General features: G+C 33.8%; 16 protein-coding genes, 1 pseudogene and 1 riboswitch. Of the genes and pseudogenes, 13 read left to right on the top strand and 4 right to left on the bottom strand.

All coding sequences use genetic code 11. From position 1 onward, the window contains the following. Positions 1-322 precede the first annotated feature (322 nt). From ABEY15_RS05700 to ABEY15_RS05670, 7 genes and pseudogenes are all read left to right on the top strand, one after another. On the top strand, positions 323-4,468 hold the full coding sequence (locus tag ABEY15_RS05700; RefSeq protein WP_429889021.1) for a S8 family serine peptidase: 4,146 nt from the start codon (positions 323-325) through the stop codon (positions 4,466-4,468). A gap of 324 nt (positions 4,469-4,792) precedes the next feature. Continuing rightward, positions 4,793-4,903: pseudogene (locus tag ABEY15_RS05695) on the top strand (DUF1177 family protein); the annotation flags it as partial. Between the two features lie 65 nt (positions 4,904-4,968). Continuing rightward, the gene (locus ABEY15_RS05690; RefSeq protein ID WP_429889019.1) at positions 4,969-5,217 is read left to right on the top strand and encodes an AroM family protein; all 249 of its coding nucleotides are present in this window, start codon (positions 4,969-4,971) and stop codon (positions 5,215-5,217) included. Next, positions 5,102-5,644, top strand: coding sequence for an AroM family protein (locus ABEY15_RS05685; protein WP_429889254.1), 543 nt, complete (start codon positions 5,102-5,104; stop codon positions 5,642-5,644). The genes ABEY15_RS05690 and ABEY15_RS05685 overlap by 116 nt, the downstream gene beginning before the upstream one ends. Before the next feature lie 777 nt (positions 5,645-6,421). Next, a complete protein-coding gene (locus tag ABEY15_RS05680; protein ID WP_429889018.1) occupies positions 6,422-9,946 on the top strand; it encodes a S8 family serine peptidase in 3,525 nt (1,174 codons plus the stop codon). A 220-nt stretch (positions 9,947-10,166) separates the two neighbouring features. Continuing rightward, the gene (locus tag ABEY15_RS05675) at positions 10,167-14,288 is read left to right on the top strand and encodes a S8 family serine peptidase (RefSeq protein WP_429889017.1); all 4,122 of its coding nucleotides are present in this window, start codon (positions 10,167-10,169) and stop codon (positions 14,286-14,288) included. Between the two features lie 247 nt (positions 14,289-14,535). Further along, entirely contained in the window at positions 14,536-14,847 is a 312-nt protein-coding gene (locus tag ABEY15_RS05670; RefSeq protein ID WP_429889015.1) for a LysR family transcriptional regulator, read from the top strand. Positions 14,848-15,143: 296 nt separating this feature from the next. On the opposite strand, the gene ABEY15_RS05665 is transcribed toward ABEY15_RS05670, so the two are convergent. Continuing rightward, positions 15,144-16,079 carry a substrate-binding domain-containing protein gene (locus ABEY15_RS05665; protein ID WP_429889014.1) on the bottom strand — a complete coding sequence of 312 codons (936 nt, stop codon included), beginning with the start codon at positions 16,077-16,079 and terminating at the stop codon, positions 15,144-15,146. 155 nt (positions 16,080-16,234) lie between these two features. Here ABEY15_RS05665 and modA point away from each other — a divergent pair, with 155 nt between their 5' ends. Next, positions 16,235-17,047 (top strand): molybdate ABC transporter substrate-binding protein, encoded by an 813-nt coding sequence (modA, locus tag ABEY15_RS05660; protein WP_429889013.1) that lies wholly within the window; start codon positions 16,235-16,237, stop codon positions 17,045-17,047. Between the two features lie 267 nt (positions 17,048-17,314). Here the strand turns inward: modA and ABEY15_RS05655 are convergent, their stop codons facing one another. Both ABEY15_RS05655 and ABEY15_RS05650 read right to left on the bottom strand, forming a co-directional pair. Further along, complete coding sequence (locus tag ABEY15_RS05655) at positions 17,315-17,779, bottom strand: hypothetical protein (protein WP_429889012.1); 465 nt, start codon at positions 17,777-17,779, stop codon at positions 17,315-17,317. A 382-nt stretch (positions 17,780-18,161) separates the two neighbouring features. Further along, complete coding sequence (locus ABEY15_RS05650) at positions 18,162-18,452, bottom strand: hypothetical protein (RefSeq protein WP_429889010.1); 291 nt, start codon at positions 18,450-18,452, stop codon at positions 18,162-18,164. A gap of 267 nt (positions 18,453-18,719) precedes the next feature. Then, a riboswitch (purine riboswitch) is annotated at positions 18,720-18,821 on the bottom strand. Between the two features lie 372 nt (positions 18,822-19,193). Between ABEY15_RS05650 and ABEY15_RS05645 the strand changes: the two genes are divergently transcribed. Both ABEY15_RS05645 and ABEY15_RS05640 read left to right on the top strand, forming a co-directional pair. After that, the gene (locus ABEY15_RS05645) at positions 19,194-21,173 is read left to right on the top strand and encodes an acetoacetate--CoA ligase (protein ID WP_429889009.1); all 1,980 of its coding nucleotides are present in this window, start codon (positions 19,194-19,196) and stop codon (positions 21,171-21,173) included. Between the two features lie 234 nt (positions 21,174-21,407). Then, positions 21,408-22,406, top strand: a complete 999-nt coding sequence (locus ABEY15_RS05640) for a DNA/RNA non-specific endonuclease (protein WP_429889007.1) — start codon at positions 21,408-21,410, stop codon at positions 22,404-22,406. A gap of 200 nt (positions 22,407-22,606) precedes the next feature. Here ABEY15_RS05640 and ABEY15_RS05635 read toward each other — a convergent pair whose 3' ends face one another. Further along, a complete protein-coding gene (locus ABEY15_RS05635; protein WP_429889006.1) occupies positions 22,607-22,819 on the bottom strand; it encodes a hypothetical protein in 213 nt (70 codons plus the stop codon). Between the two features lie 198 nt (positions 22,820-23,017). Here ABEY15_RS05635 and ABEY15_RS05630 point away from each other — a divergent pair, with 198 nt between their 5' ends. The 3 genes from ABEY15_RS05630 to ABEY15_RS05620 all read left to right on the top strand — a co-directional run bounded on the left by ABEY15_RS05630 (position 23,018) and on the right by ABEY15_RS05620 (position 24,434). Next, on the top strand, positions 23,018-23,299 hold the full coding sequence (locus tag ABEY15_RS05630) for a DUF3892 domain-containing protein (protein WP_335484799.1): 282 nt from the start codon (positions 23,018-23,020) through the stop codon (positions 23,297-23,299). Between the two features lie 120 nt (positions 23,300-23,419). Beyond that, entirely contained in the window at positions 23,420-24,265 is an 846-nt protein-coding gene (locus ABEY15_RS05625; protein WP_429889004.1) for an alpha/beta hydrolase fold domain-containing protein, read from the top strand. After that, the gene (locus tag ABEY15_RS05620; protein WP_429889003.1) at positions 24,234-24,434 is read left to right on the top strand and encodes a hypothetical protein; all 201 of its coding nucleotides are present in this window, start codon (positions 24,234-24,236) and stop codon (positions 24,432-24,434) included. Before ABEY15_RS05625 ends, ABEY15_RS05620 begins: the two co-directional genes overlap by 32 nt. Positions 24,435-24,438 lie beyond the last annotated feature (4 nt).

Raw genomic sequence — 24,438 nt, 5'->3', positions numbered from 1 at the left:
GAAATCATTTTTATTGGTGGTGATTATGTATAAAAAATAGTAAATCAAATGTTTAACTTATAATTAGTAAATTTAGTAGTAAGAGATTCGTAAGCGCTCACAATAATGGTTACATATTGAGCTTGAAAGTTAAAACAATATTCATCTATTAAACATCATTTTTGTACAGTTAGAAAGATAGTCAAGTTTAAACTAGAAGCCTGTAACTGTGGCACTAATTAGCTATCCAATTAATTTGATTAAATCTATTAATTAGGTAAACAATCTTTTTCTATGTGATGTATTAAGAATTTAACTATTAATCGTAATCAGGGGGAAAGTTATGAATAAAAGAAAACTAAAGCATGTTTTTACTGGTACTGTTATTACTAGTATGCTATTTTCAACAGGTGTCCAATATAAGGCTTTTGCTGAAGTGGAAAAACAGAATAGTGCAAATAGTGTTGAGAAAATGTTAAATAATTTAACAGATGATCAAAGGAAGGCACTATATCAGCTAGACGTCTCACCAGGTTTTGTTATTTCTCCGGATATTAACCAAAATAGCTCTGAATTAGTCAACGTCATCGTTCAATTTAATCAAGCTCCTGCAAAAGTGGAAGTTTTAAAGCAAGAGTTAAAAGGAAAACGAATGTCACTTTCTACAGCAAAAACTAATGAAGAAAGTGAACATAGTAAATTTAAAAAAGAGTGGGAAAAAGTAAAAAGTGAGAATGAGCGACAAGCAGCGAAAATGAAAGATGCTAAAATTACGAGAGAATATCATGATGCCTTTAATGGTGTAGCGATGACATTACCTGGAACGACAGTAGAACAGTTACTAAGTACAGGCGTTGTTAAACGAGTTTGGCAGGACAATCAAGTGAAGCTTGACCTTCCAAAAGAAAAAGATGAAATGAAAACTACAACACCATCTAAAATAGATGACAGCCTTCCACAAATTGGTGCAGACAAACTACATCAGGAGAATATTACCGGAAAAGGTGTTAAAGTAGGGGTTGTTGATACAGGTATTGATTATAATCATCCTGATTTAAAAGGCGTTTTTAAAGGTGGATATGATTTCGTCGATAATGATTCGGACCCAATGGAGACAACCTATAAAAATTGGCAAGCTTCTGGAAAGCCTGAAACTGATTCAAATGGATCTAGTTATTATACGGAACATGGAACACACGTATCTGGTTCAATCGCAGGACAAAAAACAAGCAATTCTCCATCAGCAGTAATGGGAGTAGCTCCTGATGTTGACCTTTATGTTTACAGAGTATTAGGACCATATGGTAGTGGTTCAACAGACGCAGTTATTGCAGGAGTTGATAAAGCTGTAAAAGATGGGATGGATGTTATCAACTTATCTTTAGGATCAAGCGTAAATGATCCACTTGAGGCATCATCAATAGCGATTAACAATGCGATGCTAGCTGGAACAGTCGCATGCGTAGCGGCAGGAAACGCTGGCCCAGATGAAAAAACACTTGGATCTCCTGGAGCATCTGCTTTAGCGGTAACTGTTGGAGCAAGTGATATGTCACTAGCCATTCCAACAATTTCTGCTACTGCAGGTGACCAAAAGTTTTCAGATATGCAGCTCCTTGCAGAAAATTTTACAGATAAATTAGAAGACCTAAAGAATACGACTTTACCACTTGTTGATGTAGGACTAGGGGCAAAAAGCGATTATACAGGTAAAGATGTAGCAGGTAAAGTGGCATTCATTCAACGTGGTACATATACTTTCGATGAAAAAGTGCAAAATGCGAAAGCTGCTGGAGCGAAGGCCGTCATTGTCTATAACAATGTTGATGGTAATATCGACGCTTACATTGGTGAAGGGACTAATTATATTCCTTCGTTCCGTATAACAAAAGCTGATGGTGAACGTCTGAAATCACAAAAAGAAATTACATTTGATTCACTAGGAAGTGTTAAAACTGAAGGAGACCATTTAGCAGATTTTAGTTCAAGAGGCCCTGCAGAAGGAACTGATGACATTAAACCAGATGTAGTAGCACCAGGTGTAAACATATTCTCTACTCTTCCTGTATATATGAATGACAAGCAGGGTACGAATTATGATATGGCATATGGTCGTTTATCAGGAACATCAATGGCTACTCCTTACGTAGCTGGATCGGCCGCTTTAATCTTACAAGCACATCCTGATTATACGCCTTTTCAAGTAAAAGAAGCATTAATGAATACGGCAGATAAAATGAACGGTGATTATTCCGTCAATGAAGTTGGTGCTGGTCGAATTGATGCATATGAGGCAGTCCATTCTGATATTCGATTAAAAGTAATGAATAAAACAATGAATGAACAAGATGGTAATCTAGTCGAAATTGATGATGAAACTGGCTCACTCTCATTCGGTCCTCACTATGTAGGAAACGGTAAAAACCTCGAAGACAGTAGGAAAATTGTGATTGAAAATCTTAATAGTCAAGATTTGAAAAATTTTGATGTCAGTGTTGAGTACTCTACAGCAAAAGGTGAAATTCAAGATGCTTCAAGCAATGGCGTAAAATTAAATGTGCCAAGCACAGTATCTGTGGAAGCAGGAAAATCTGCAGAACTTAATCCATCTATTGTTGTGCCAAATAAAGCAAAACTTGGAAGATATGAAGGTTTTATTCACTTTGTCAATACAAAGAATAAAGATGAAAACTATCAAATTCCATTTTCTATTAGTTATAGAGACAAAGGCTTTGATTACATGCATTTAAGTAGACCATTGATTACGGATAGTACGACAAATATACATCCATTTACAACAGCTTATAATAATTTATATTTCAAATTAGGGGCTCCAATCGAGTCGATTGATTTTATAGTAAAAGATGGGACAACTGGGGAGCCAATTGGACTTGTTGGAACTTATGGGGCAAGTAATTTAGTAACGGGTAAGGATTATTATGTGCAGTCTGTATTTACTGGACAAGTATATCCATTCACAAATGATAAAAAACGACCTATTTCTGATGAGAAGATTAGACTGCCAGAAGGCTTTTATACATTTGAAATGATTGGACATGATGACCAAGGAAAATCCTACAGTAAGGATGATGTTGTCATGATTGACAATACACCTCCGAAAGTAGAAGTAGATATGAAACCAGGTATATATGAAGTGAATGATTCAATGTTTACGACTGAATCTGGATACAATGGACCAGCTGTATGGATCCATGGAAATGTAAACGATTCGGCAATTGATGTATTGAAACAAAAAGGGCTAAATATCGATCAATCTATGAACGGTGCGGCTTGGTGGGAATACAGTTTATATAATTATGCTTTCCTATCAGTAGATAAAGATGGTAACTTTAGATTCCCTGTAACAAAGTATGAATTAGACTCAGTAGGTTTTGTCGACTCTAACTTATTAGTATTTGATAATGCCACAAATGCAACTGATTCATATCCACAAAGTCTTAACAATTACAAGTTTATTAAGCAAGGAACAGAATATGTGGTTCCAACCTTTAACAAAACGAATGTCAAACTTGGTGATGAAGTTACGATGACATTGAATTTAAACAATATTAAACAACTTAATTCTGGAACATATACTGTGCCTTTTTATAAAGACTTTTTTACATTCCAAAATGTTAAAATAAATGACGCATTTAAAAAATATGCTGAAGATAAAGGGGCAAAAGTTAATTTAACAGCACCAGTACTAAGTACAGGATCGGTTAAAGTGGGAGCATCAATTGATCAAGGGGATTTAACAATTGATAAAAACCTTCCTTTCCTAGATGTTACGTTTAAACTGACAAATGATAAAATATATGATGTAGTTTCATCATTAACTCCAAGTTCATTTAGTTATAAGAAAACAGCGACTGCGAGTGCGACATTAATTCGATCGTTCGTAAGCAAAACAATCAATGTTTTACCACAAGTATCTAAAGTGTCAGGATCTATTAAACCCGAAGCTTTAATGGTAAATGGAACATTAAATACTAATATTGATGCTACTAAGCTTGGAGCAAAAGTGTATGCAAAAGATGCGAATGGTAAAACTTATGATATAACAAGTTTTACAAAAGGTGGGTACTTTACGTTTGATAGCATGCCGTTGTTAGCTAAAGGATACGACATCTACGTGAGTCTACCTGGACACTTTACGAGCAAATTAACAACTACTCCATTGACGAGAAACTTTGATGGTGATGTTTCAGGGGTTGTATCGTATATTGATATGAACAAAAACCGTGCAGGTGATGTAAATAATGACGGTGTCATCGACGTAATGGATGCTCTTTATATTCAAACCTATTGGGGAACAAATAAACGTGCTGCAGATATTAACTTTGATGGTGTTGTTGATGCAAAAGATATGGCATTTGTAGAGAAAAACTATATAATGCAAGATCCAAATGGAACTACAGTAACACCTAAAAAGAAATACAAATCACAAACATTAGAAACTATTAAGGCAAACTTAGGAATTCAATAATAGATAGAATTAGTATCACCAAATTATATTTGGCTCCGGTATTTAACCGGAGTCATTTTTAGATACATATAAAGAAGGAAAGTCTGTTTAACATAGAGGATCGTATTAAAAATAAATAATGTTTATTTTTTATTATTTTATTCAAAGAAATATATAGGATACTTGTAGTGAGTATGAAAATATTCGTTCTTTATAAAAAATGTAGTTTTTTAAAATAGTTTTATTGGAGGGTGTAATAGTGCATTTATTCGCTTATCCCTTAATAATGTTGGAATTGTTGATCATGTCAATTATTCTACTTATTATAGTAGTTAATGATTAGTAATTGAAGTTGCTAAGGAAGCAACAAACGGTACATGCCAATTTTATGATGAAGTCGAATATAAAAAGATTACAAAACTCTATGGTTCTATGAAAATCTTACAAACGATGTGAAATGAATCAGTGCATGAATAACCTTTAAATTGATCATTTACCAATCTCCAATGGAGGATGAATGAATGTCAAAACTAGGAATGATCACGATTGGTCAATCCCCGCGCTCTGATTTGGCCCTGGTCATTGAAAAGTATTTAGAAGGTCGTGCCGAAGTCGTTCAAATCGGAGTTTTAGATGGCTTGGTCAAAGAAGCTATTGAAAAACATTTGTCACCTGAAGCGGGGGGGGGGGGATGTATTAACTACTCGTTTATCAAATGGGAATTCTGTAGTAATATCACGGGAGAAAATTCACTCTATTTTACAAGATAAGATTTATAGACTTGAGGAAATGGGAGTTAAGCAAATCCTGCTTCTTTGTACAGGAGTATTTCCTGGACTACAAACAAAAACATCGCATTTAATTGAACCAGATCGTATTATTCCTCCAGTGATAAAAGCGATAGTAGGACAGCGAAGATTAGGAGTAATTGCACCCTTAGCAGAACAAATCGAAAGTTTGAGAGAGAAGTTCTCACATTTTAGCATGAGTCCTCACTTTGCGGTTGCCTCTCCATATCAAAATAATGTGAGCAACTTTGAAAGAGCAGCAATAGAACTGGAAGATCAATCAGATATTATTTTACTAGACTGCATGGCTTATACAGAGCAAGCAAGGAGAATTGTGTCCAAATTAACAGGGCTGCCGGTCATTGTATCAAATGAGATGATGGGAAAATTAGTTTCAGAAATGGTTTAATCGTTTAGTCTACTTTAACAATAGAAGTCATTACCTATTTAAAACTATAAAAACGCTATTTTTTCTAAAGATTTTAGAAGGGATAGCGTTTTTTTGTGAACTATATCTAACTACTTGTTTCATCTGATGTTCGTGTTGAAATTTAAAGAATTATAGAAAGTTAAGAATGATTAGGACGACTTTTAGAATGTTAAATAAAGAGTTTTTCTTCAATTTGTCGGTTAATAAGACTTTTCTAAGTAAAAAAAGAGAATTGTAGAACTTGTTGATTTAAATCGAAAAAATATAAAAAATGTCATATTTTATTGGGGAATCTAGTAATAATTTCTGTGTTAGAAGTTTAAGAGCAAATGATTAAATGATTGATTCTAGAGGCTTACAGCTTTGTTTGATGAATAATGAAGTTTTAAGACACGGACCGATAATTGGATTAGCAAGTACAAACTCGCGTGTTGAAATTTATCGATTAATATTTCGCCTGTTGAAACTATTTGTCAAAATAGCAAACAAATCAATTGTCATTATAATGTGATTAGAATTTCAAGAAAATTCAAAATAAAATAACTACTTTTTGATCTAGAAGGGTGTAAAGAGAAATCTAAATTAAAAAATAGTCTAATGTTCAAATTCTGGAAATTCATTAAATTAAGTTTGAATAACGAATTATTAAGTCTAAGTTATCAATTCAAGTTGGAATTTCTTGTAATCTTAAAAATCTAACTTGGGGTTAACATATATTAATAATCTTTAAGAATAAGAGGGGAGAGTTTTAAGTTAATGAAAAGTAGCAAAAAAGTTCCATTTCGAGTAATTACAATAACTGCATTAGCAGCAATGTTTTTAACGACACCAGGGTATGCGCAAATCACGAAAGAAATTCAGCCTTCAAAATCGAATGTTGAAGAGATTATGGAAGGTGGATTGAAAAACTATCTAGCTGATCTTAATAAAGAAGCATCTGAGGATTCTAACAATAAAATCTATAAAAATATGAGCGAAAATAGTTCAAAACTATATGATCCAAATGAGAAAGTGCGTGTAATTGTTGAGGTTCAAGAACCGGAACAATCTACACAAACGAAAGCTAAAGTAAGTAAAAAAGGATTAATGAAACAAAAGCAAGATGATGTTGTTTCTAAAATGACAAAAAAGAAAATTACCCCCAAAATTAGGCATCGCTTTTATGACGGTTTCAACGGTTTTAGTTTAGACACAGAATACAAGAATATTAAAGAGTTACAAGCAACACCAGGTGTAACAAATGTACATATTGCAAGAACTTATGAGCAAACAATGAAAACAAGTAAAGAATTAGTACAAGCACAAAATGTATGGGAGAAATATGGTTACCAAGGTGAAGGCTTAGTTGTTGGTGTAGTTGATTCGGGTATAGACTACACTCATAAAGACATGACTTTAACTGAAAAAGGAAAACAAAAAGAGAAGTTAACGCAAAGTAATATCCAAAGTAAATTCGCAGAAACTGCTGTGAATGAACAGTGGTACAGTGATAAAGTTCCAACTGGATACGATTGGGCTGATAACGACACAGATGTTATACCACGCGGTGTAAATGGAAATCCACATGGTACACATGTATCAGGTACGATTGGTGCAAATGGGGATGAAGAAAATGATGGTGTATTAGGAATCGCGCCAGGTGTTCAGCTGTTAGCTGAAAAAGTATTCTCTGACAAAGGTGCAGGAGCGTATGAAGATGATATTATTGCGGGTATCAACCATGCTGTTGAAATGGGAGCAGATGTCATTAATATGAGTCTTGGAACTGATTCAGGATTTGTTGGGGAGGATAAAGATCCGATTCAAAAAGCAATTCGTGAAGCGACTGAACATGGAACGCTAGTCGTAGTTGCAGGTGGAAACGCGGCATATAGTACGAAGAATAATATCATTGCTTCTTCTACTCAACCATATGCAGAAAATCCTGATATCGGGACAGTTGGAGAACCAGGGGTAAGCCCTTTTGCACTGTCCGTAGCTTCCTATGAAAATACTAATTATGAATTAAATACTTTAGCGGAAGATAATGGTTTAAAATTACCATATCAAGACCAAACACAATATAACTTTAAACTTTCTAGGGTACTATCCCCTAATGAAAGCTATGAACTAGTATACGTAGGTGAAGGCTTTAAAGATGAGCATTATGCTGGAAAAGATGTTAATGGGAAAATTGTCGTATTTAAACCGAATACATCGTACTCAACATATTCTTCAATGCAAAACCAAGCAAAAAAGAGAGGTGCTAAGGCAGTAATTTTAGTTCCAGCTGATAATATGGCTGATTTTTCATACTTTAATTTCGGAAGTAATCTTACCCCAGCAGCTACAACTAGTAAAGTAGCAGGGAATGCTTTAATTAATAAGTTAAATAGTGGACAAACCGTAAAAATGAAATTAACAAAAGGAACATGGATCGATAATCCAGACCGAAATACAATGTCTTACTTCTCATCCTATGGAGCTCCAACTACTTTAGATTTTAAACCAGAAATTTCTGCACCAGGTGGAAAAATATACTCAACTATGCCTAATAATGAGTATAGTGTTATGAGTGGAACGTCAATGGCAACTCCACATGTTGCAGGTGGGGCTGCATTGATTCTGCAATCATTGTACGAAAAAGGGCTAACTCATTCTGAGGACACTGCTTTAAAAGCAAAAATCGCTTTAATGAATACAGCAAATGTGGTGATGGATCCTAAAACTGATAATACGGTTCCATATTCTCCACGTATTCAGGGTTCAGGATTAATGCAAATTCAAAATGCAATTAAAACACCTATCATTGTAACAAGAAAAAATACGCCACTTGAACAAGCAGGAGCAGTTGCATTAAAAGAAATTAAAAATGATCGAGCAATTTTCAATTTAAATGTTGAGTCACTTGAATCAAATACAACGAAAAAAGACTACGAGTACACTGTAAATGTAGATTTATTAACAGATGGAATTAATACAAAGCAATTTGACTTTGATGGAGATGGAACGTTAGATTCAAAAGATTATTTATCATTGAAAAGTAGCCGTGTTGAAGGTGCATCAATTTATGTAAATGGAGAGAAAGTTACTGCTGCTGAAGGTGCAACATTAAAAATTAAAGCAGGGCAAACGAAAAATCTAAATGTAGAGATTCGACTTCCAAGAACATTAAGAAAAAATGAATTTGTAGAAGGGTTTGTACGCCTTGTACCTACAGGACAAAATAGTGAAGCTGCTGTACCTTTAACAGTACCATACATGGGCTTTAATGGTGATTGGGATTCGCTTAATAACATTGATCCTGTTGCTTGGGATCGAAAAGATGCATTTTTAGGCTATACGGCACTTTGGAATGATGAGGGTGCATCGACTCCTATGGGCTATGATACGAAAACGGGTAAATTTAATATGGATGCAATTGCTACCTCTCCAAATTCGATTCTTAAAGGTATATTTCCGACATTTACAGCATTTAGAAACTTAGCAAAAGCGGAAATGTATATTGAAAATAACAAAGGAAAGATGATTAGGTATCTTGGTGATTTTAGTGAGTATAATAATGGTGTGCCTATGCCGATACATAAGAATGTAATGTCTACTAGTAGAATGTACGCTGGGTATAACTGGGATACAAAAGATCAAAACGGCAATACAGTAAGTGATGGTACTTATAACTTTGTGATCAAAACAACGTTAGACTATCCGAATGCGAAACCGCAAGCAGTAAAGATGCCGTTTAAAGTTGATTCAGTTGGACCGAAAGTATCAAATGTTCAAACGAAACAAATAGACAGTCAATATCAAATTTCATTTGATGCAGTTGATAATGGTAGTGGTTCTGGATATAAAGGGGCAATTGTTTGGATTAATGGCAAATCTCAATCTTTACCAATAGGTGCAACTTCCGTTTTAGTGAAAGAAGAACCAAAAAGTGTGGTCGTAATGGGGATTGATAATGCAATGAATGTAAGTTATAAAGTTTGGGGTGATCCTAGCTATATTACAAGTAGTATGCTAGTATCTGCTTTCAATGTTACTCCAAGTTCAAATATCAGTTCAAGTAAAACTGCTAAAATTAATGGATTTGCTAACATACGTGTAAATTGGACAGTTTACGTAAAAGATGCAAGTGGCAAGGTTATAGACAATTTGCAAGTAAATAATGAGCATGAACTTCATACTAGTTGGACACCGGATGCAAAGTTAGCAAGTGGAACCTATTATATTTCTGCGGATGCGGTAGATAAAGAAGGATTTAAGGTAACGACTAAAACGACAGCAGTTACAGTAGTACAATAAAGTGGGTGAAAGCCGATCTTCTATAGGAGGATCGGTTTTTTCCGTTATCAAAATGATCTAAATGAAGAACTAGTGTTATAGAATTTAGAGAAATTATTTTGCTGAATTTTATCGAATAATATTCAGTTAATTGAATAAATTTGTCAAAATAGCAATCTTATCAATTGTCCTTATACTTTAATTAGATTTTTTAGAAAATTCAAAAAGGAGATTGATAAGTTTGAAAAAAGTTAAAAAGAATAAAGCGTTCAATACGGCAAAACGAGCTGCGGCAGTTGTTTTGAGTACCGGACTTTTCGTAGGTCCAGTCGCTAACTCAAACTTTGCCACTTCTGTTGTACACGCACAAACAAACTCAAAAGCAGAAAATATCTTAGTGAACCTGACACCAGAGCAGCATGAAGCATTACAGAACTTAAATAATCATAAGTTGGAAACAGGCTTACAATTATCACCAGATGTTGATTTGACCAGTGACAAAGATATAACTGTAATCGTTGAATTTAAAGAATTACCTGCAAAGGCTGCTCAAATTGCTAAATCGATTAAGGGAGAAAAACTTTCTTTTGCACAAGCAAATGAAAATGTAGAAAAATCTCAATCTCAATTCAAAAAAGACTTAAAAACAAAACTAAAAAAGACCAAAACAGGTAAAGATTCATATCGTGTGAAATATACTTATAAAAATTCGATGAATGGTGTTGCGTTAACCCTGCCAGCAAACCGTGTAAAAACATTGCTAGATTCTAAAGTGGTAAAAGCAGTCTATAGTGATTACACAGTACAGGTTGAACCGCCAGCTAAAATTGAAGAAACGAAAGATCAAACAAAGGTTGATAGTATTCCATTTTTAAATCTTGATAAATTACATGATGAAGGATACACAGGAAAAGGTGTAAAAGTCGGTGTGATTGATACTGGTGTAGATTATAATCACCCAGATTTAAAGCATGCTTTTAAAGGCGGATATGATTTTGTAGACAATGACAGTGATCCGATGGAAACAACTTACAATGATTGGAAAAAGTCGAAAAAAGCGGAGTATTCGAATGGCGAAGCATATTATACCAATCATGGTACACATGTGTCAGGTACAATTGCGGGTCGAGCAGAAAACAACTCTGACTATAAAGTTACTGGAGTAGCTCCAGAATCGGATTTATACGTGTATCGTGTACTAGGTCCATACGGTACCGGACAAACTGCTGCAATATTAGCGGGAATTGATAAAGCTGTTAAAGATGGGATGGATGTTATTAACTTATCATTAGGTGCTTCCATCAACGATCCTTTATACGCTACTAGTATAGCAATTGATAATGCTGTATTAAGCGGAGTGACTGCAGTTGTTGCAGCTGGGAATTCAGGTGATGCGCTATATACTTTAGGGTCTCCAGGAGCAGCGGCATTAGCATTAACTGTTGGTGCAAGTTCTGTTCCGAGTAAAGTTACAAACTTTGAGAGTCAATTTGCCTCAGGTAGTGATAATGCAGGAGTAAAAATGCAGTTAATGACAAAAAAATGGACGGATGATTTTGGCAGTATATCTGGTAAATCATTTGACATTGTGAATGTAGGGCTAGGTGGTCCAAACGATTACACAGGAAAAGATGTAAATGGCAAAATCGCGTTTATCCAGCGAGGTACATATGCATTAATTGAGAAAATGGAATATGCAAGAGACCATGGTGCAGCGGGAGCGATAATCTATAATTCGAATCCAAATGAAGGACAAATTTCAATTTTCCTAGGTGAAAGTAATGATAATATTCCTACTTTTTCAATGACAAATAAAGATGGACTAGCTGTTAATAAGTTGTTCGAAAGTGGCGTCCCTACAGTTACCTTTGGTGCAAAAAGTGAAAATGAATTATCTGGTGACGAATTGGCAAGCTTTAGCTCTAGAGGCCCATCTGGGACTTTATATGATATTAAGCCTGAGGTAACTGCTCCGGGTGTAGATGTATTATCAACAGTCCCTTCATATATAGCAAATAAGGATGATACATCTGATTATTCTTCTGCATACCTACGAATGTCGGGTACTTCTATGGCGTCACCACATGTGGCTGGAGTTGCAGCATTGTTATTACAAGCTCACCCAGAGTATACGCCAGTTGATGTAAAGACTGTATTGATGAATACAGCAGATCCATTAAAAAATCCATATAGTGTATTTGAAATCGGAGCTGGCAGAATTGATCCAATGCAAGCAATTCATTCGGATACTATTATTAGTGTTCAAGATAAAACACCTTATATTGAAAATGGTGCAGAAAAAATTATTTCAGAGCAAACAGGTGGCTTAAGTTATGGTTTCGTACCAGTTTCTGCAGATAAGGATTATACAGATACTACGAAACTATCTTTTAAAAATATTGATAATAATGATAAAAAATTTGAACTGTCTGTAACATATAATGTTGGTACTAAGGGATCATTAGATGCGAAGAAAAACGGTGTAACTATAAAAGTACCTGAAACGATAAATGTTATGCAAAACAGTACAAAACAACTATCTGCAACTCTAGATATTCCGAAAACGGCTGAAAAAGGTATTTATGAAGGGTATATTAATATTAAAGAGAAAAACAATCCAGATGAAAGTTATCGCATTCCGTTTGGTGTAAAGGCTGCGGATGAAGGGTTGGCATACTTTGATGTGTATACAAAGAGTATTTCAACGAACCGAGTCATTAATCCATTTAGCCGAAAAGATTCTGATTTAGATTTTACTTTAAACTCTTCGATGGAAACACTAGATTGGGTATTAGTAGATCCGAAAACAAATAAGGATTTAGGGCTTATTACATCCGTTAGTGCAACAGGTGCTGCTGTTGATACAATGTACACAATAGACAGTGCATTCTATGGCAGATACTTCCCATTCACAGGAAATGAGAAAAATCCAATTGGTTATGTTTCCGAAAAAGCACCAGATGGAATATATGACGTTAAAATGATTGGGACAAATAAAGATGGAAAACAGTTTATTAAAACATCGAAAGTAAGTATTGATAACAACGGACCAACAATCAAGTTCGATGATACGAATGCGATGCCTAAAGGCGATACTCAAATTGTAGAATTAGCACCAGGTCAAGATACAGTAACTCTTTCTGGAACATTGATTGACCCTGAAATTAGCAAAACAAAAGAAATAGGAATTCCACTTACCCAAGCGAATAATAAAGTGTTTTATGGCCCAGGTTCATCGTCAGCATACTCCTTGAATGTAGACGAGAATGGAAGATTTAGTACAGTAGTTAAAGTAGCTGGTAGTATTAATCAAGTGCAATATGTTGGAGCAGATTATGCAGGCAATGGAACTTTACCGAAAATGGTCTACTATATGAAATCAGACGCTTCCTATATTTATGCAAAACCCAATAAAGATTCAATAAAATATGGTGATAAAATCACTTATACGTTTTATGCACATAATTTGAGAAAAGCCAATAAGCTTAATTTTAGATTGGACTACGTAGCGAAATTTTTTGATAGTGTTGAATTTAAAAAAGCACAAGGCTTACCAGAAGGATCAGAACTGACGACAACTACTACGGGTACAACTAGTAAAGGGACGACTGTGAATATCAATGTACCAGGAGACGGAATTGCTGGAAATGTGGCGTTATTTGATTTAGACGTTGATACAAATGCAAACGAATTCCTTAACCCATTTGCTCAAATCCTTAATTTTACGACTATGCAAGTTAATAACGAAAGTACGAATAGACTATCAATTATTTTAGGAGCAGTGCCAATGTATCCTATTTATTCCACAGCTACAGCTAAGTTAAATGGTGTAGGATTATATACTACTGCAGGCACGTTCAATGGCAGTATTGATTACACAAAAGTTGGAGCAACTATGAAGCTACAAGGTACAAACGGTGTCATTTATGATGGATCAATTGAGAAAAATGGAAATGTAACTTTCAAAGGAATACCTGCATCGGTACAAAAATATACAGTGATCATGGATATTCCAGGGCATTTTATGACGTATACACCACTGGAAATCGGCCGCACAGAGAGAGGAATTGATATTGGAGAAGCGGTATCGTATCCAACACTTGGTGCTAAACCAGGTGATATTAATAAAGATAATGTAATTGATGTCATGGACGCCTTATTAATTCAAACATATTGGGGCACGAATAAACGAAGTGCTGACATCAATTTTGACGGAATTGTTGATGCAAAAGACTTTGCGCTTGTTGAAAAGAACTATTTAATACAAAATCCTTTTGTTACAGTAGCACCGAAACCAGTTAAAAAGTATAAGGGAAGTACTTTAGAATCAATTAAGAATCAACTTGGATTACAAACAAATTAAGGAACTTGTATATATCCTAAAAGCGCCTTTATGTGCGGTTTTTCTTTTTTTGGAAAAGTAAAACCTAGGCTTAGTTTAACGTTTCAAATAGCTTTCACTGTGGTTTTAAAAAATTCCTCCTATTCTAAGCTACTTATCTTTTATAAAAATCAAATTGATATTTTTTCTCAAAATTAATATCACAGCAACTCTTAATATAATAAAACTATAAAAGAAAAAGAACATCGTAGTATATAGGAGGGACACTATGAATATTGAACAATTAAATTATTTTATTGAGGTTATAGAAAGTGGCTCCTTTATGATCGTAGCGGAGAAATTTTTTGTTAATGTGGAGGACATTAAAGAATCTATTGTTAGCTTGGAAATTGAATTAGGGATAAAGCTAATTGAGTATGATGGTGATTCTAAAGTAGTACTTTCATTTGAGGGAGAACAAATTATTTCGATAGTAAAAGAAATCATACAGAAATACCATGCTTTTGTAGACAAGATTAAATTCTCAAATAAGGATTCTTATATTAATCGTAATATGATGTATGAGGTGAGCTTGTTTTAACTCTTCATAGTAATGCATTTAGATAAAAGACTAAATCACTAATCGATTTGGTCTTTTAAGTTTGAATAGTACTTAATAAAGCCTCTCTCACTGGGATAAGCTTTTTCCTAATTTCTATTTTAATATTTTTCACATCAACCTGAACTTTGATCCTCTCTGCCACAAAAAATTCCTTCCAAATTTTTTCTGATTTTTTAAATGACTTTGGGTTTTTAATAATCACTTAGTCAATACGATTAACCTGTTAATGTAATCAAGAAAATCAAAAAGAAGGTTACTAATTCAGTATCCTTCTTTCAATTTGTCTCATATATAATTTTCCCTGTCATAGAAGTATCATAATCTCCTAAAGAATCAACCTCTGATTGAAACTGACCCGAAGTTAAAATTTCTTTAATGATACTAATCAGGCGGTCATTTTTAGGGGTTTTTAATATAACTAAATCATACTGTTCTGTGATTAGTGGAATAAAATCAATTCCAACAATTTTAGCAGCTTTTTCAATTCCTACTCCAACGTTTGCTACCCCAGTAGAGACAGCGGAGGCCACACTTAAATGATTGCTTTCTTCATGTTCATATCCATTAATCTTTTTTGAAGAAATCTCGTTTATACGCAGCTGTTCGTCGAGAAGAATTCGAGCACCTGACCCATTCTCTCTATTGACAATTTTAATATCTCCACGTTCTAAATCTTTCCAAGAGGTAATCTTTAAAGGGTTACCTTTTTTAACGTATAAACCTGCTTTCCTAGATAGCAGATTGAATAAAATAAATGGGTGTCCCACTAAAATTTTTTTAAGATATGGTAGATTATACTCTCCTGTATCTCCATCAAAAAGGTGAAGGCTAACGATGTCGCATTCTCCATTATACATAGAAATAAGACTGTTTAAGCTTCCAGTAAAAGATCTTAATGATTTATAAGTTGAGTTTTTCTCAATCTGTTTACCGAGCATATCTAAAACTAAATCTTGGCCACTAATAACAATATTAAGGGATTCTTTTGGTTCGCTTCTGTGAGGTTCAAATACAGAGGCAGGTAAAGTGGTGTTCTGATTTGTTTTATTGTTTTTTATGTAATTGTCCAAGTCATTTGCTGCGATTCTCATCTGCCTTCCTACACGGAATACAGGTAATTCACCTTTTTTGACAAGGTCATAAATGGTTAATTTCGATACTTTTAAAAACTGTGACACTTCTTCGATTGTATAGGAAAGTTCCGTCGTCATTTACATCCCTCCATTTTCTATTTTAACTCAATGCCTTTTAAAAAGCATATTCCTAGTAAATTTAATGAAAATTTCAAAATTCTATTTCTTATTTAGTTATAACTAAATATAATTAGATATAACTAGTTATATTTTAAAAGGAAGGCAGATGAATAATGAAAAAACTTTATTCTTTATTTTTATCGATAACGATGATATTAGGACTAGCAGTGTCTGGTTGTTCAACAAATGAACAAGCTACTAAGTCTACAGGCAAGAAACAAGAAACTGTTCAAAAGAATGTAGAATTGACGATCTCAGCAGCAGCTAGTTTACAGGATGCACTAAATGATATTAAAGCAAACTTTGAAAAGGCTAATCCTAATGTGAAAATAAACTTTAACTTTGGAGCATCCGGAGCATTACAACAACAAATTTCTCAAGGAGCACCGGTAGATCTTTTCTTCTCAGCTGCAGAAGATAAATTTAATAATCTAGTACAAGATGGTCTAATTGATAAAAGCCAAGGTAAAGATGTAGTTGGGAATGAACTGGTTTTAGTTGTACCAAAAGATACAAAAAAAGAAATTAACTCTTTTGAAGATCTTACAAAAGCTGCTAAAATTTCAATCGGTACGCCAGAAGCGGTACCAGCAGGACAATATGGTAAAGAAACATTGGAAAATTTAAATGTTTGGAAAGCAATTGAAGGCAAAGTAGTATATGGTAAGGATGTAAGACAAGTACTTTCTTATGTAGAAACAAATAATGTGGACGCAGGGATTGTATATAAAACAGATGCGCTGACATCGACAAAAGTTAAGATTGTAGCAACAGCAGCTGAAAATACACATGATCCAATTATTTATCCGTTAGGGGTAATAAAGAATAGCAAGCAACCTAAAGAAGCTAAAAAATTCTATGAATATCTTCAAAATGATGAGTCTATGAAGATATTAGAGAAGTATGGATTTAAGGGACTAAATTAACTTACATTAGCTGACAGCAGTTTTAGAAATGAGCCGATTAGTTGATTGGTTCATTTTTCTTTTAGTGGAAAAATTAAAGAAGCTTGTGAAGTATTCGGTACAGATGAGCAGAACATCTTTAAAATACAAATTCCTGTGTTCTGTATAAAGAACAATCAGGTAGCTTTGTTAAAGCTTGTTTCGAAGGGGAAATTTAAAAGGAGGATATTAATTTTAATAGTATCCTTATATATAATAAAAGAAAAATATAATGCCAAATAATATAGGCTAGTGCATGTATTCCTTTATTGATATATTGAAGAGTTTTCGGTCTCTTTTACCTTTTTGACCAATTAGCCAGTACCAACTCTGTCCAATATAAAACGAGTTTGATACAAGTTGTTCAATATACTTTGAAATAATTCCATTGATTTTTTCTTTTTCAATTTTATTTTTTATAGACAAGGCAATGACAAAATAGGATTTATCACTTTCAAATTCAAGTAATTGAAGATGATATTTACCACCTTTTTTTTCATTAAAATCATTTAATACGTGATCTATACAGTTTCGGATGTCAATTTTATATTTAGCCGCATCGTTCCAATTTGATATAAGAGAGTCATATAATGAGACGGTTAAGATGTAGTATGATGCATAGTCTTTAGGATTAAATTTTCGTTTCTCACCTGTATATTGATATAAAGGTGGAACAACAAATTTTTCATAATCAGCAAAAAAATCTTCAGTCATGTTTTTACCTACTTTCTAGATTGAACAAAAGTTTACTATATCGAATCTTAATTTAGTTTTTCCTATTCTTTCCAAAAATAGACAGGGAAAGAAAATATAAGATTTTTAGTAAAAAAGCAGAGTTGAAAAAATTCAACTCTGCTTTTTTGTTTGTTTTAATCAGATAGACAATGGAATTTTTCAATCTAATTTGCATTATAGGATTTGAAGCGAGAATACTAGGGAGGTGAAATCACCGTTCGCAAGAGCATCATTACAACTGTAGAACATGACATCATTCACCTTTTTGATTCTTATGCCAGACTGAAAATCTTGGAATCCCACCATTCGTTCTTCTTCCCACACATAAAAACATTTAAAAAGCCACTAGAGCATTTTAAAATCAGATAGCCTTTACTAAATCTTTATTTATGGGTGTAATGTTATTCTCTTGAAAATAATTGTTAAGATGTCCCACGATTAAGCCTGAAACATGGCATACGTCAATAGTATGGGACAAACGATTATGGCAATGCTCTGAGTTGGGAATTAGCTGTTTTTTTTTTGCTAATTTTTTAAAATGGGGGGATTCTAAAACTGCATTAAAGTCATATAAGAACGCAATATTAGTTTCTTGCGTTTGCAAGTCAGATAATCTTAGGTGATCAAAAGTATGATACATGGCCTTATACATATCAATAACCCCCTTCTATAAACATTAATTTAAGAAAACATTTAAATGACGTAAAAAAACCAAGATAAAGTAGGACGTATTCTCGACTAAAGAGATAAGTCCTACTTTATCTTGGTTCGCAAAAAAGTTGAAATTTTAAAGGTATATAAAGTCCTTCAAATAGGTGAAGAATACGCACTTTTAAATAGTCTAAGGTTAATAGAGTATTTAAAAGGATCTATTCAAAGGGACATAGTTATCCTTTATTAAATTCAGCGTTTTTTACTAATAAAGTAAAAATTACCTCGTAGTCTAATTCTTAACGGGAATTAGGTAGAGACTCCCAGACCATATTTCTGGGGATATACGAGCTATAATACAATTATGGTAAATAGTTGTAAAACTGGAAATAATATCATGAAGGATTATCGATTAATATATTACATTCAATCAAATTATATATCAACACTATCCCTATGAGGATATAGTATGAAGTTTTTTTGGTTAATTTCAGATATTAATAGTTAAATATACGGAATTAAACTGTGCTTTTAGTTGAACGATGATTCATTTTCGATATTGACAGTAAATTTAGTGTGTAATAGTATAATAGTTAATTTTTAAATATTAAGTATTTTTAGAAAAAAAGATTTAGCTAATATATAATGGAAAGATAATTTTGAGTTTTCATCAAAAGGGTTGAGTTATGTGTAGTTACTGTGTCCTTAAAATAAATAGATTGCTAATTTAGGAGGAGTAATAATGAAAGCGATTACTGAAGGTGCTTTATTATGGGAACCAACTAGGCAGCAAATTGAAAATGCTGGAGTTAGCCATTTTATGAGCTGGCTCGAAAATGAAAAAAATCTATTTTTCAATACACAAAGTGAGTTATGGAAATGGTCTGTCGATGAATTAGAGTCCTTTTGGGAAAGCGTTTGGAAATATTGTAATGTAATTTCCCATGCACCATTCGATCATGTTCTTGAAGAGCGAAAAATGCCAGGCGCAAAATGGTTTACCGGCTCTAAAATTAATTATGCAGAACATGTATTTCGAAATGATAAAGGAGAACAAGCTGCATTAATTTTTCAATCAGAAATTACTCCAAAAACAGAAATAAGTTGGAAAGAGCTTAAGGAAAAGACAGGTTTGGTCGCAAATTCTTTAAGAGAATTAGGTGTTAAATCTGGGGATCGAGTTGTAGCATATATGCCTAATATTCCTGAAACGATCATTGCTTTTTTAGCTTGTGCAAGCATAGGAGCGATTTGGTCTAGTTGTTCACCAGATTTTGGAACGATTAGTGTAATTGACCGATTTAAACAAATCGAACCGACTATTTTATTTGCGGTGGATGGTTATTCTTATAATGGAAAAGTTCAAAATAGGTTATCAAGCGTTGAAGAGCTACAGTCTGAATTACCTACATTAAAGAAGACAATTTTAGTGCCATATGTGAATTTTGATGAATACAAAATGGAAAATGAAACAGTTTTTTGGAATGAATTATTAGTGGGGAGCAGTGAACTTACTTTTGAAAGTGTTCCTTTTGATCATCCATTATGGATTCTATTTTCATCGGGGACAACAGGATTGCCTAAACCAATTGTACAAAGTCAAGGTGGAATATTAGTTGAGCAACTTAAGACATTAGTAGTTGAACAAGGAATAAATCAAGATGATGTCATTTTTTGGTTTACTACTACTGGTTGGATGATGTGGAATCAATTAGTTGGAGGATTGTTATCAGGCAGTAGGATATTATTGTTTGATGGAAGCCCTTCTTATCCTAGTCTACATGTTTTATGGGACCTTGCAGAAGAAGTAGGTGTAACATTCTTTGGTACAAGTGCAGGATTCTTGAGTGTGTGTGAGAAGCACGCAATAAAGCTAAAAGATAGACATAGTTTTTCTAAATTAAAGTCTATTTGTTCAACGGGATCCCCATTATCAGTCGAAGGATTTTCCTGGGTATATGAAAATATAAGAGATGATATCTGGCTTGTTTCAACTAGTGGAGGTACTGATGTTTGCACAGCATTTGTTGGAGGTTCACCGATTCTTCCTGTTTATGCTGGAGAGATTCAAGCTCGTTCATTAGGGGCTCATGTACAATCATTTGATGATGAGGGAAAATCAGTAATTAATGAAGTGGGGGAACTAGTGATTACTTCTCCTATGCCGTCCATGCCGCTTTATTTCTGGAGTGATTCGAATAATGAACGTTATCTTGAAAGTTATTTTGAAGTTTATCCAGGTATTTGGAGACATGGAGATTGGATTAAAATTGATGAAAAAGGTAGTTGTGTAATTTATGGGAGATCAGATTCAACAATAAATAGACATGGAGTGCGTCTAGGTACAAGCGAAATCTATCGAGTTGTTGAATCAATTGATGAGATAATGGAAGGTTTAGTAATAGATTTAGAACTACTAGGCCGTAAATCATTTATGCCATTATTTGTTGTACTTAAAAATGGGGTTGTTTTGACAAATGTATTAAAGGAAAAAATAAAAGTAGAAATTAAACATAAAGTTTCACCGCGTTTTGTCCCTAATGAAATTTATGAAGTTGAGCAAATTCCAAAAACATTAAGTGGAAAAAAATTAGAAGTTCCAATACGTAAAATATTATTAGGTTTTTCTCCTGAAAAAGTAGTCAACCAAGGTTCGATGGCTAATCCAGAGTCATTAAAGTTTTTTACTGGGTTGGCACAGGTTTTAAATGAACAAAGTTAAAATCAGTCTGAAAATCAAATTTTAGTACTTTGTCTAAAACGATATCTTCATTAGAGATATCGTTTTTTTTAGGCTCTGTTAAAGTAGATTGTTAATTTTTTATTTAATAACTGGCAGGATAGTTGCATATGGATTTAGTACCAACGATAGATATTTTCCAAGAATAGATCAAAATGTGTTATCGTTTAAATATGATTTTTCTAGAGTAGAAACATGAGAAAGGTGTGCAGAAGTGTGAACAAAAGAATATTTTTGATTTTATTTACTGTGATTTTACTATCAGTATTTGTGGGTTGCGGAAAAATCACTGAACAGACTTCGTCAAAAAAAGTGGAATCCCCAACGAGCACGGCTGCTAAGACTGTTGAAACCAATAAGAATACATCTGCGGATGACAAAGAAAAACCAACGAGTGATAGTGAACCCAACAAAAGTGTTCCAACATCTAGTACTTCAAGGGCAACAGGTACAACGGGTGGATTTGATTACAGCAAATATACCCTAATTGTAGTAAATGGCGGGGATATGTCAGGAGATAGACAGCCGAATGTCAAAGTAGATGTTGGATTTGGAGAACGGGAATATTGGGCGTATACAAATGGATACGGTCAGCTAATACGTGTTGAGGCGAAAAAGATAACACTTCAAAATTCGAATACTGATCATGTTTTGTCATCAGGTAGATATTACGCTGATGAAGCAAATGTTCCTGGTACAGAGAGTCCAATCTTGGATAAAGGGCATGTGATTGCAGACTCGCTTGGTGGAGTATCAAACGCATATAACATTACACCTCAGAACAGCAATCTCAATAGGCACGGCGATCAAGCTTATATGGAAAAAGTGATTCGAGATGCAAGAGGTTGTACAGATTTCGTAGCAGTGATTCAATATCCAAATACTCAGACGCAAATTCCTAACCATTATAAATTCACATACAAAATTCAGGGCAGATCCATTACAGATGAATTTGACAATGTAAACCCAGATGAAGTGAACAAAAATTTAGGGAAAACGACAGATGCGAGTAGTACGCCAAAGAAAACCGACAATGTTCCTGCAAACAAAACGAAAAATAGTAATGAAGATATTAGTAAAGTGGATACCAATCATAACGGGAGTGTTACGATTGCTGAAGCCAAAGCTGCTGGTTTTAAAATGCCAATTACGCGCGATTCATGGCTCTATAAATATATGGATGATCGAGATGGTGATGGCTTAGTAGGCGAATAAGTGGCGTCAATATTAAGCGTTATAAATTCTATTATACCATTTGCATAAACAAATGATTCACCAAAGAGTGTATCAAAAAACATAGTTGCCTCATTAAAACAATACCCCTTTAAGTATGCTTAGTTATGTCAGCTTTTAATTAAAGGGGTAAAAAAAATATATAATGGGTGTATTAATTCATTTATTTTAATCAATGAAAGTTAACATTCTTGATTGATAATTTTACCTTGTTCAGTCAGTTTAACAAGAGCCGCATAACCAATCCCTTTCTTTACGACAGTCGCCATCCCTTCCCCAACAAGTATATTTAATGTTTTTAGTTCGTCTTTGTTTAGTTTTGTATATCGGTAATAACCACCACCAATTTTGTGAATTAATCTGCCTTCTCTTGTCATACCTAAAACAGTAGTCATATTTTTCCCTTCTTTCGAAAGTGTTTGGATTAATGATTACATAACTATCGTATAATGTTTGTGCAAATTTGTCTGTGTATAATTTGTGAAATATCTAACAAGCTTAATTAAGATTTAGTCTTGTAATAATTTGGAAGGATAAACATATTTTCATCTCGCCATACTATTTTTGTATCTAATAAATGGAGGTGTGTTGGTATGTCATTTCAAAATCGTGGTATCGGACATCCTGAACATCAAGATGATCCAAATAAATTACATATCGTCGCAGTACGAAAAAATGGCGATGGTGATATTACAGATGTAAAATTTCAAAATGGTGAAATAGTCGGGATTGAGCAAGCCATTGCGATGGCAGAACTTGAACAAATTGAAGATGTGAACACAGGTCTAACTCGTGGAGATAATCCACATAAAACACTTCGTTCTTATCCTGATGGCGATCCTACAAATAATTTAAGTAATTTACCTAATTTTTAATGTCCATACGCTAAAAAGGTGCACAAGTTCTGTGCACCTTTTTTATTTTCGATTAATTCATGAGAAAATGGAAAATTTAATATTAGAATACAAAAAATACCAGTAAAGTAGGGAGCTAATTTGAAAAAAACTTTTTTATTTCTTTCACTAGTGACTTGTTTGTTAATCGGAAATTATTTAGTTGCTTCAAAAAATACTGTGAAAAGTGAAAGTAATTCTTCCCTTATCTATCAAAATGAGAAACCCGACAAAGTCTCAGAAGCTCTTAGAGCATTAAATATAAAAAAAGCAAAAGAAGGAAGAACGGCATCATTGGAGCAAAAACGAATCGAAATTGAAAAACAAATAATCCCAACTCCTTCAAATATTAAAATTAAGGGAGATAATATTGAAGGAACAAAAGTGGAATGGTTAATTCCGGATAGATCTTCAGAAGATAAGATTGTTTTTTATGTACATGGTGGAGGTTGGTCTAGAGGTGGATTAGGTTTTTCAAGGAATTTAGGAACAATCTTAGCTAGAGAGACAGGTTATAGGGTACTAACAATACAGTATAGACTTTCACCTGAAAATCCATATCCAGCAGCTTTAACCGATGTTGAAAAAGTTTATAATTATTTAGGAAAAAATTATAGTCCCAAATGTAAAGTTGTTATCGTTGGGGATAGTGCTGGTGGTAATTTAGCATTTGCTTTGTTAAATAAAATAAAATCTTCAAATGGAAACTATCCAACAGCTGTTGTAGGGATCTCTCCAGCGACTGACTTAACGAAAGAAAGTCAATTATACACTTCAGATTTTGATAATATTCATGGAAGTTATCATGGAAATGATATCAATATTGTTGATACATACGTAGGGCATAATAATCGGAAAAATCCTTTAATCTCACCACTTTATGGTGATTTAAAAGGTTTACCTCCAATGCTGATTCATGCTGGCCGCAAGGGAAGAGTTAATCGATGATATTTTAGCTTATGCTGCAAAAGCAAATGCTAATGCCGTAGAAGTTACATGTAAAGTTTGGAGAGGAATGTTTCATGATTTTCAGTTAATGGACAAGGCTTCGAGTATTAGTAAGCAAGCGAACACTGAAATTGCACAGTTTATTAAACAACACTTGGAAAATAGATAGTCAA

It is taken from the genome of Gottfriedia acidiceleris (genome assembly GCF_050457485.1).
In the GTDB taxonomy this organism is placed as follows: Bacteria; Bacillota; Bacilli; order Bacillales; family Bacillaceae_G; genus Gottfriedia; species Gottfriedia acidiceleris_D.
Note: the sequence above shows the minus strand (reverse complement) of the source record. Positions and strands in the feature narration are given on the sequence as shown.

Excerpts from the sequence above, each read along its gene's own strand:
- ABEY15_RS05690 (WP_429889019.1), top strand. The coding sequence starts at position 4,969 with ATGTCAAAACTAGGAATGATCACGATTGGTCAATCCCCGCGCTCTGAT.
- ABEY15_RS05620 (WP_429889003.1), top strand. The coding sequence starts at position 24,234 with ATGCTGGCCGCAAGGGAAGAGTTAATCGATGATATTTTAGCTTATGCT.
- ABEY15_RS05650 (WP_429889010.1), bottom strand. The coding sequence starts at position 18,452 with ATGTATAAGGCCATGTATCATACTTTTGATCACCTAAGATTATCTGAC.
- ABEY15_RS05645 (WP_429889009.1), top strand. The coding sequence starts at position 19,194 with ATGAAAGCGATTACTGAAGGTGCTTTATTATGGGAACCAACTAGGCAG.
- ABEY15_RS05630 (WP_335484799.1), top strand. The coding sequence starts at position 23,018 with ATGTCATTTCAAAATCGTGGTATCGGACATCCTGAACATCAAGATGAT.
- modA (WP_429889013.1), top strand. The coding sequence starts at position 16,235 with ATGAAAAAACTTTATTCTTTATTTTTATCGATAACGATGATATTAGGA.
- ABEY15_RS05655 (WP_429889012.1), bottom strand. The coding sequence starts at position 17,779 with ATGACTGAAGATTTTTTTGCTGATTATGAAAAATTTGTTGTTCCACCT.
- ABEY15_RS05700 (WP_429889021.1), top strand. The coding sequence starts at position 323 with ATGAATAAAAGAAAACTAAAGCATGTTTTTACTGGTACTGTTATTACT.
- ABEY15_RS05680 (WP_429889018.1), top strand. The coding sequence starts at position 6,422 with ATGAAAAGTAGCAAAAAAGTTCCATTTCGAGTAATTACAATAACTGCA.
- ABEY15_RS05670 (WP_429889015.1), top strand. The coding sequence starts at position 14,536 with ATGAATATTGAACAATTAAATTATTTTATTGAGGTTATAGAAAGTGGC.
- ABEY15_RS05635 (WP_429889006.1), bottom strand. The coding sequence starts at position 22,819 with ATGACTACTGTTTTAGGTATGACAAGAGAAGGCAGATTAATTCACAAA.
- ABEY15_RS05665 (WP_429889014.1), bottom strand. The coding sequence starts at position 16,079 with ATGACGACGGAACTTTCCTATACAATCGAAGAAGTGTCACAGTTTTTA.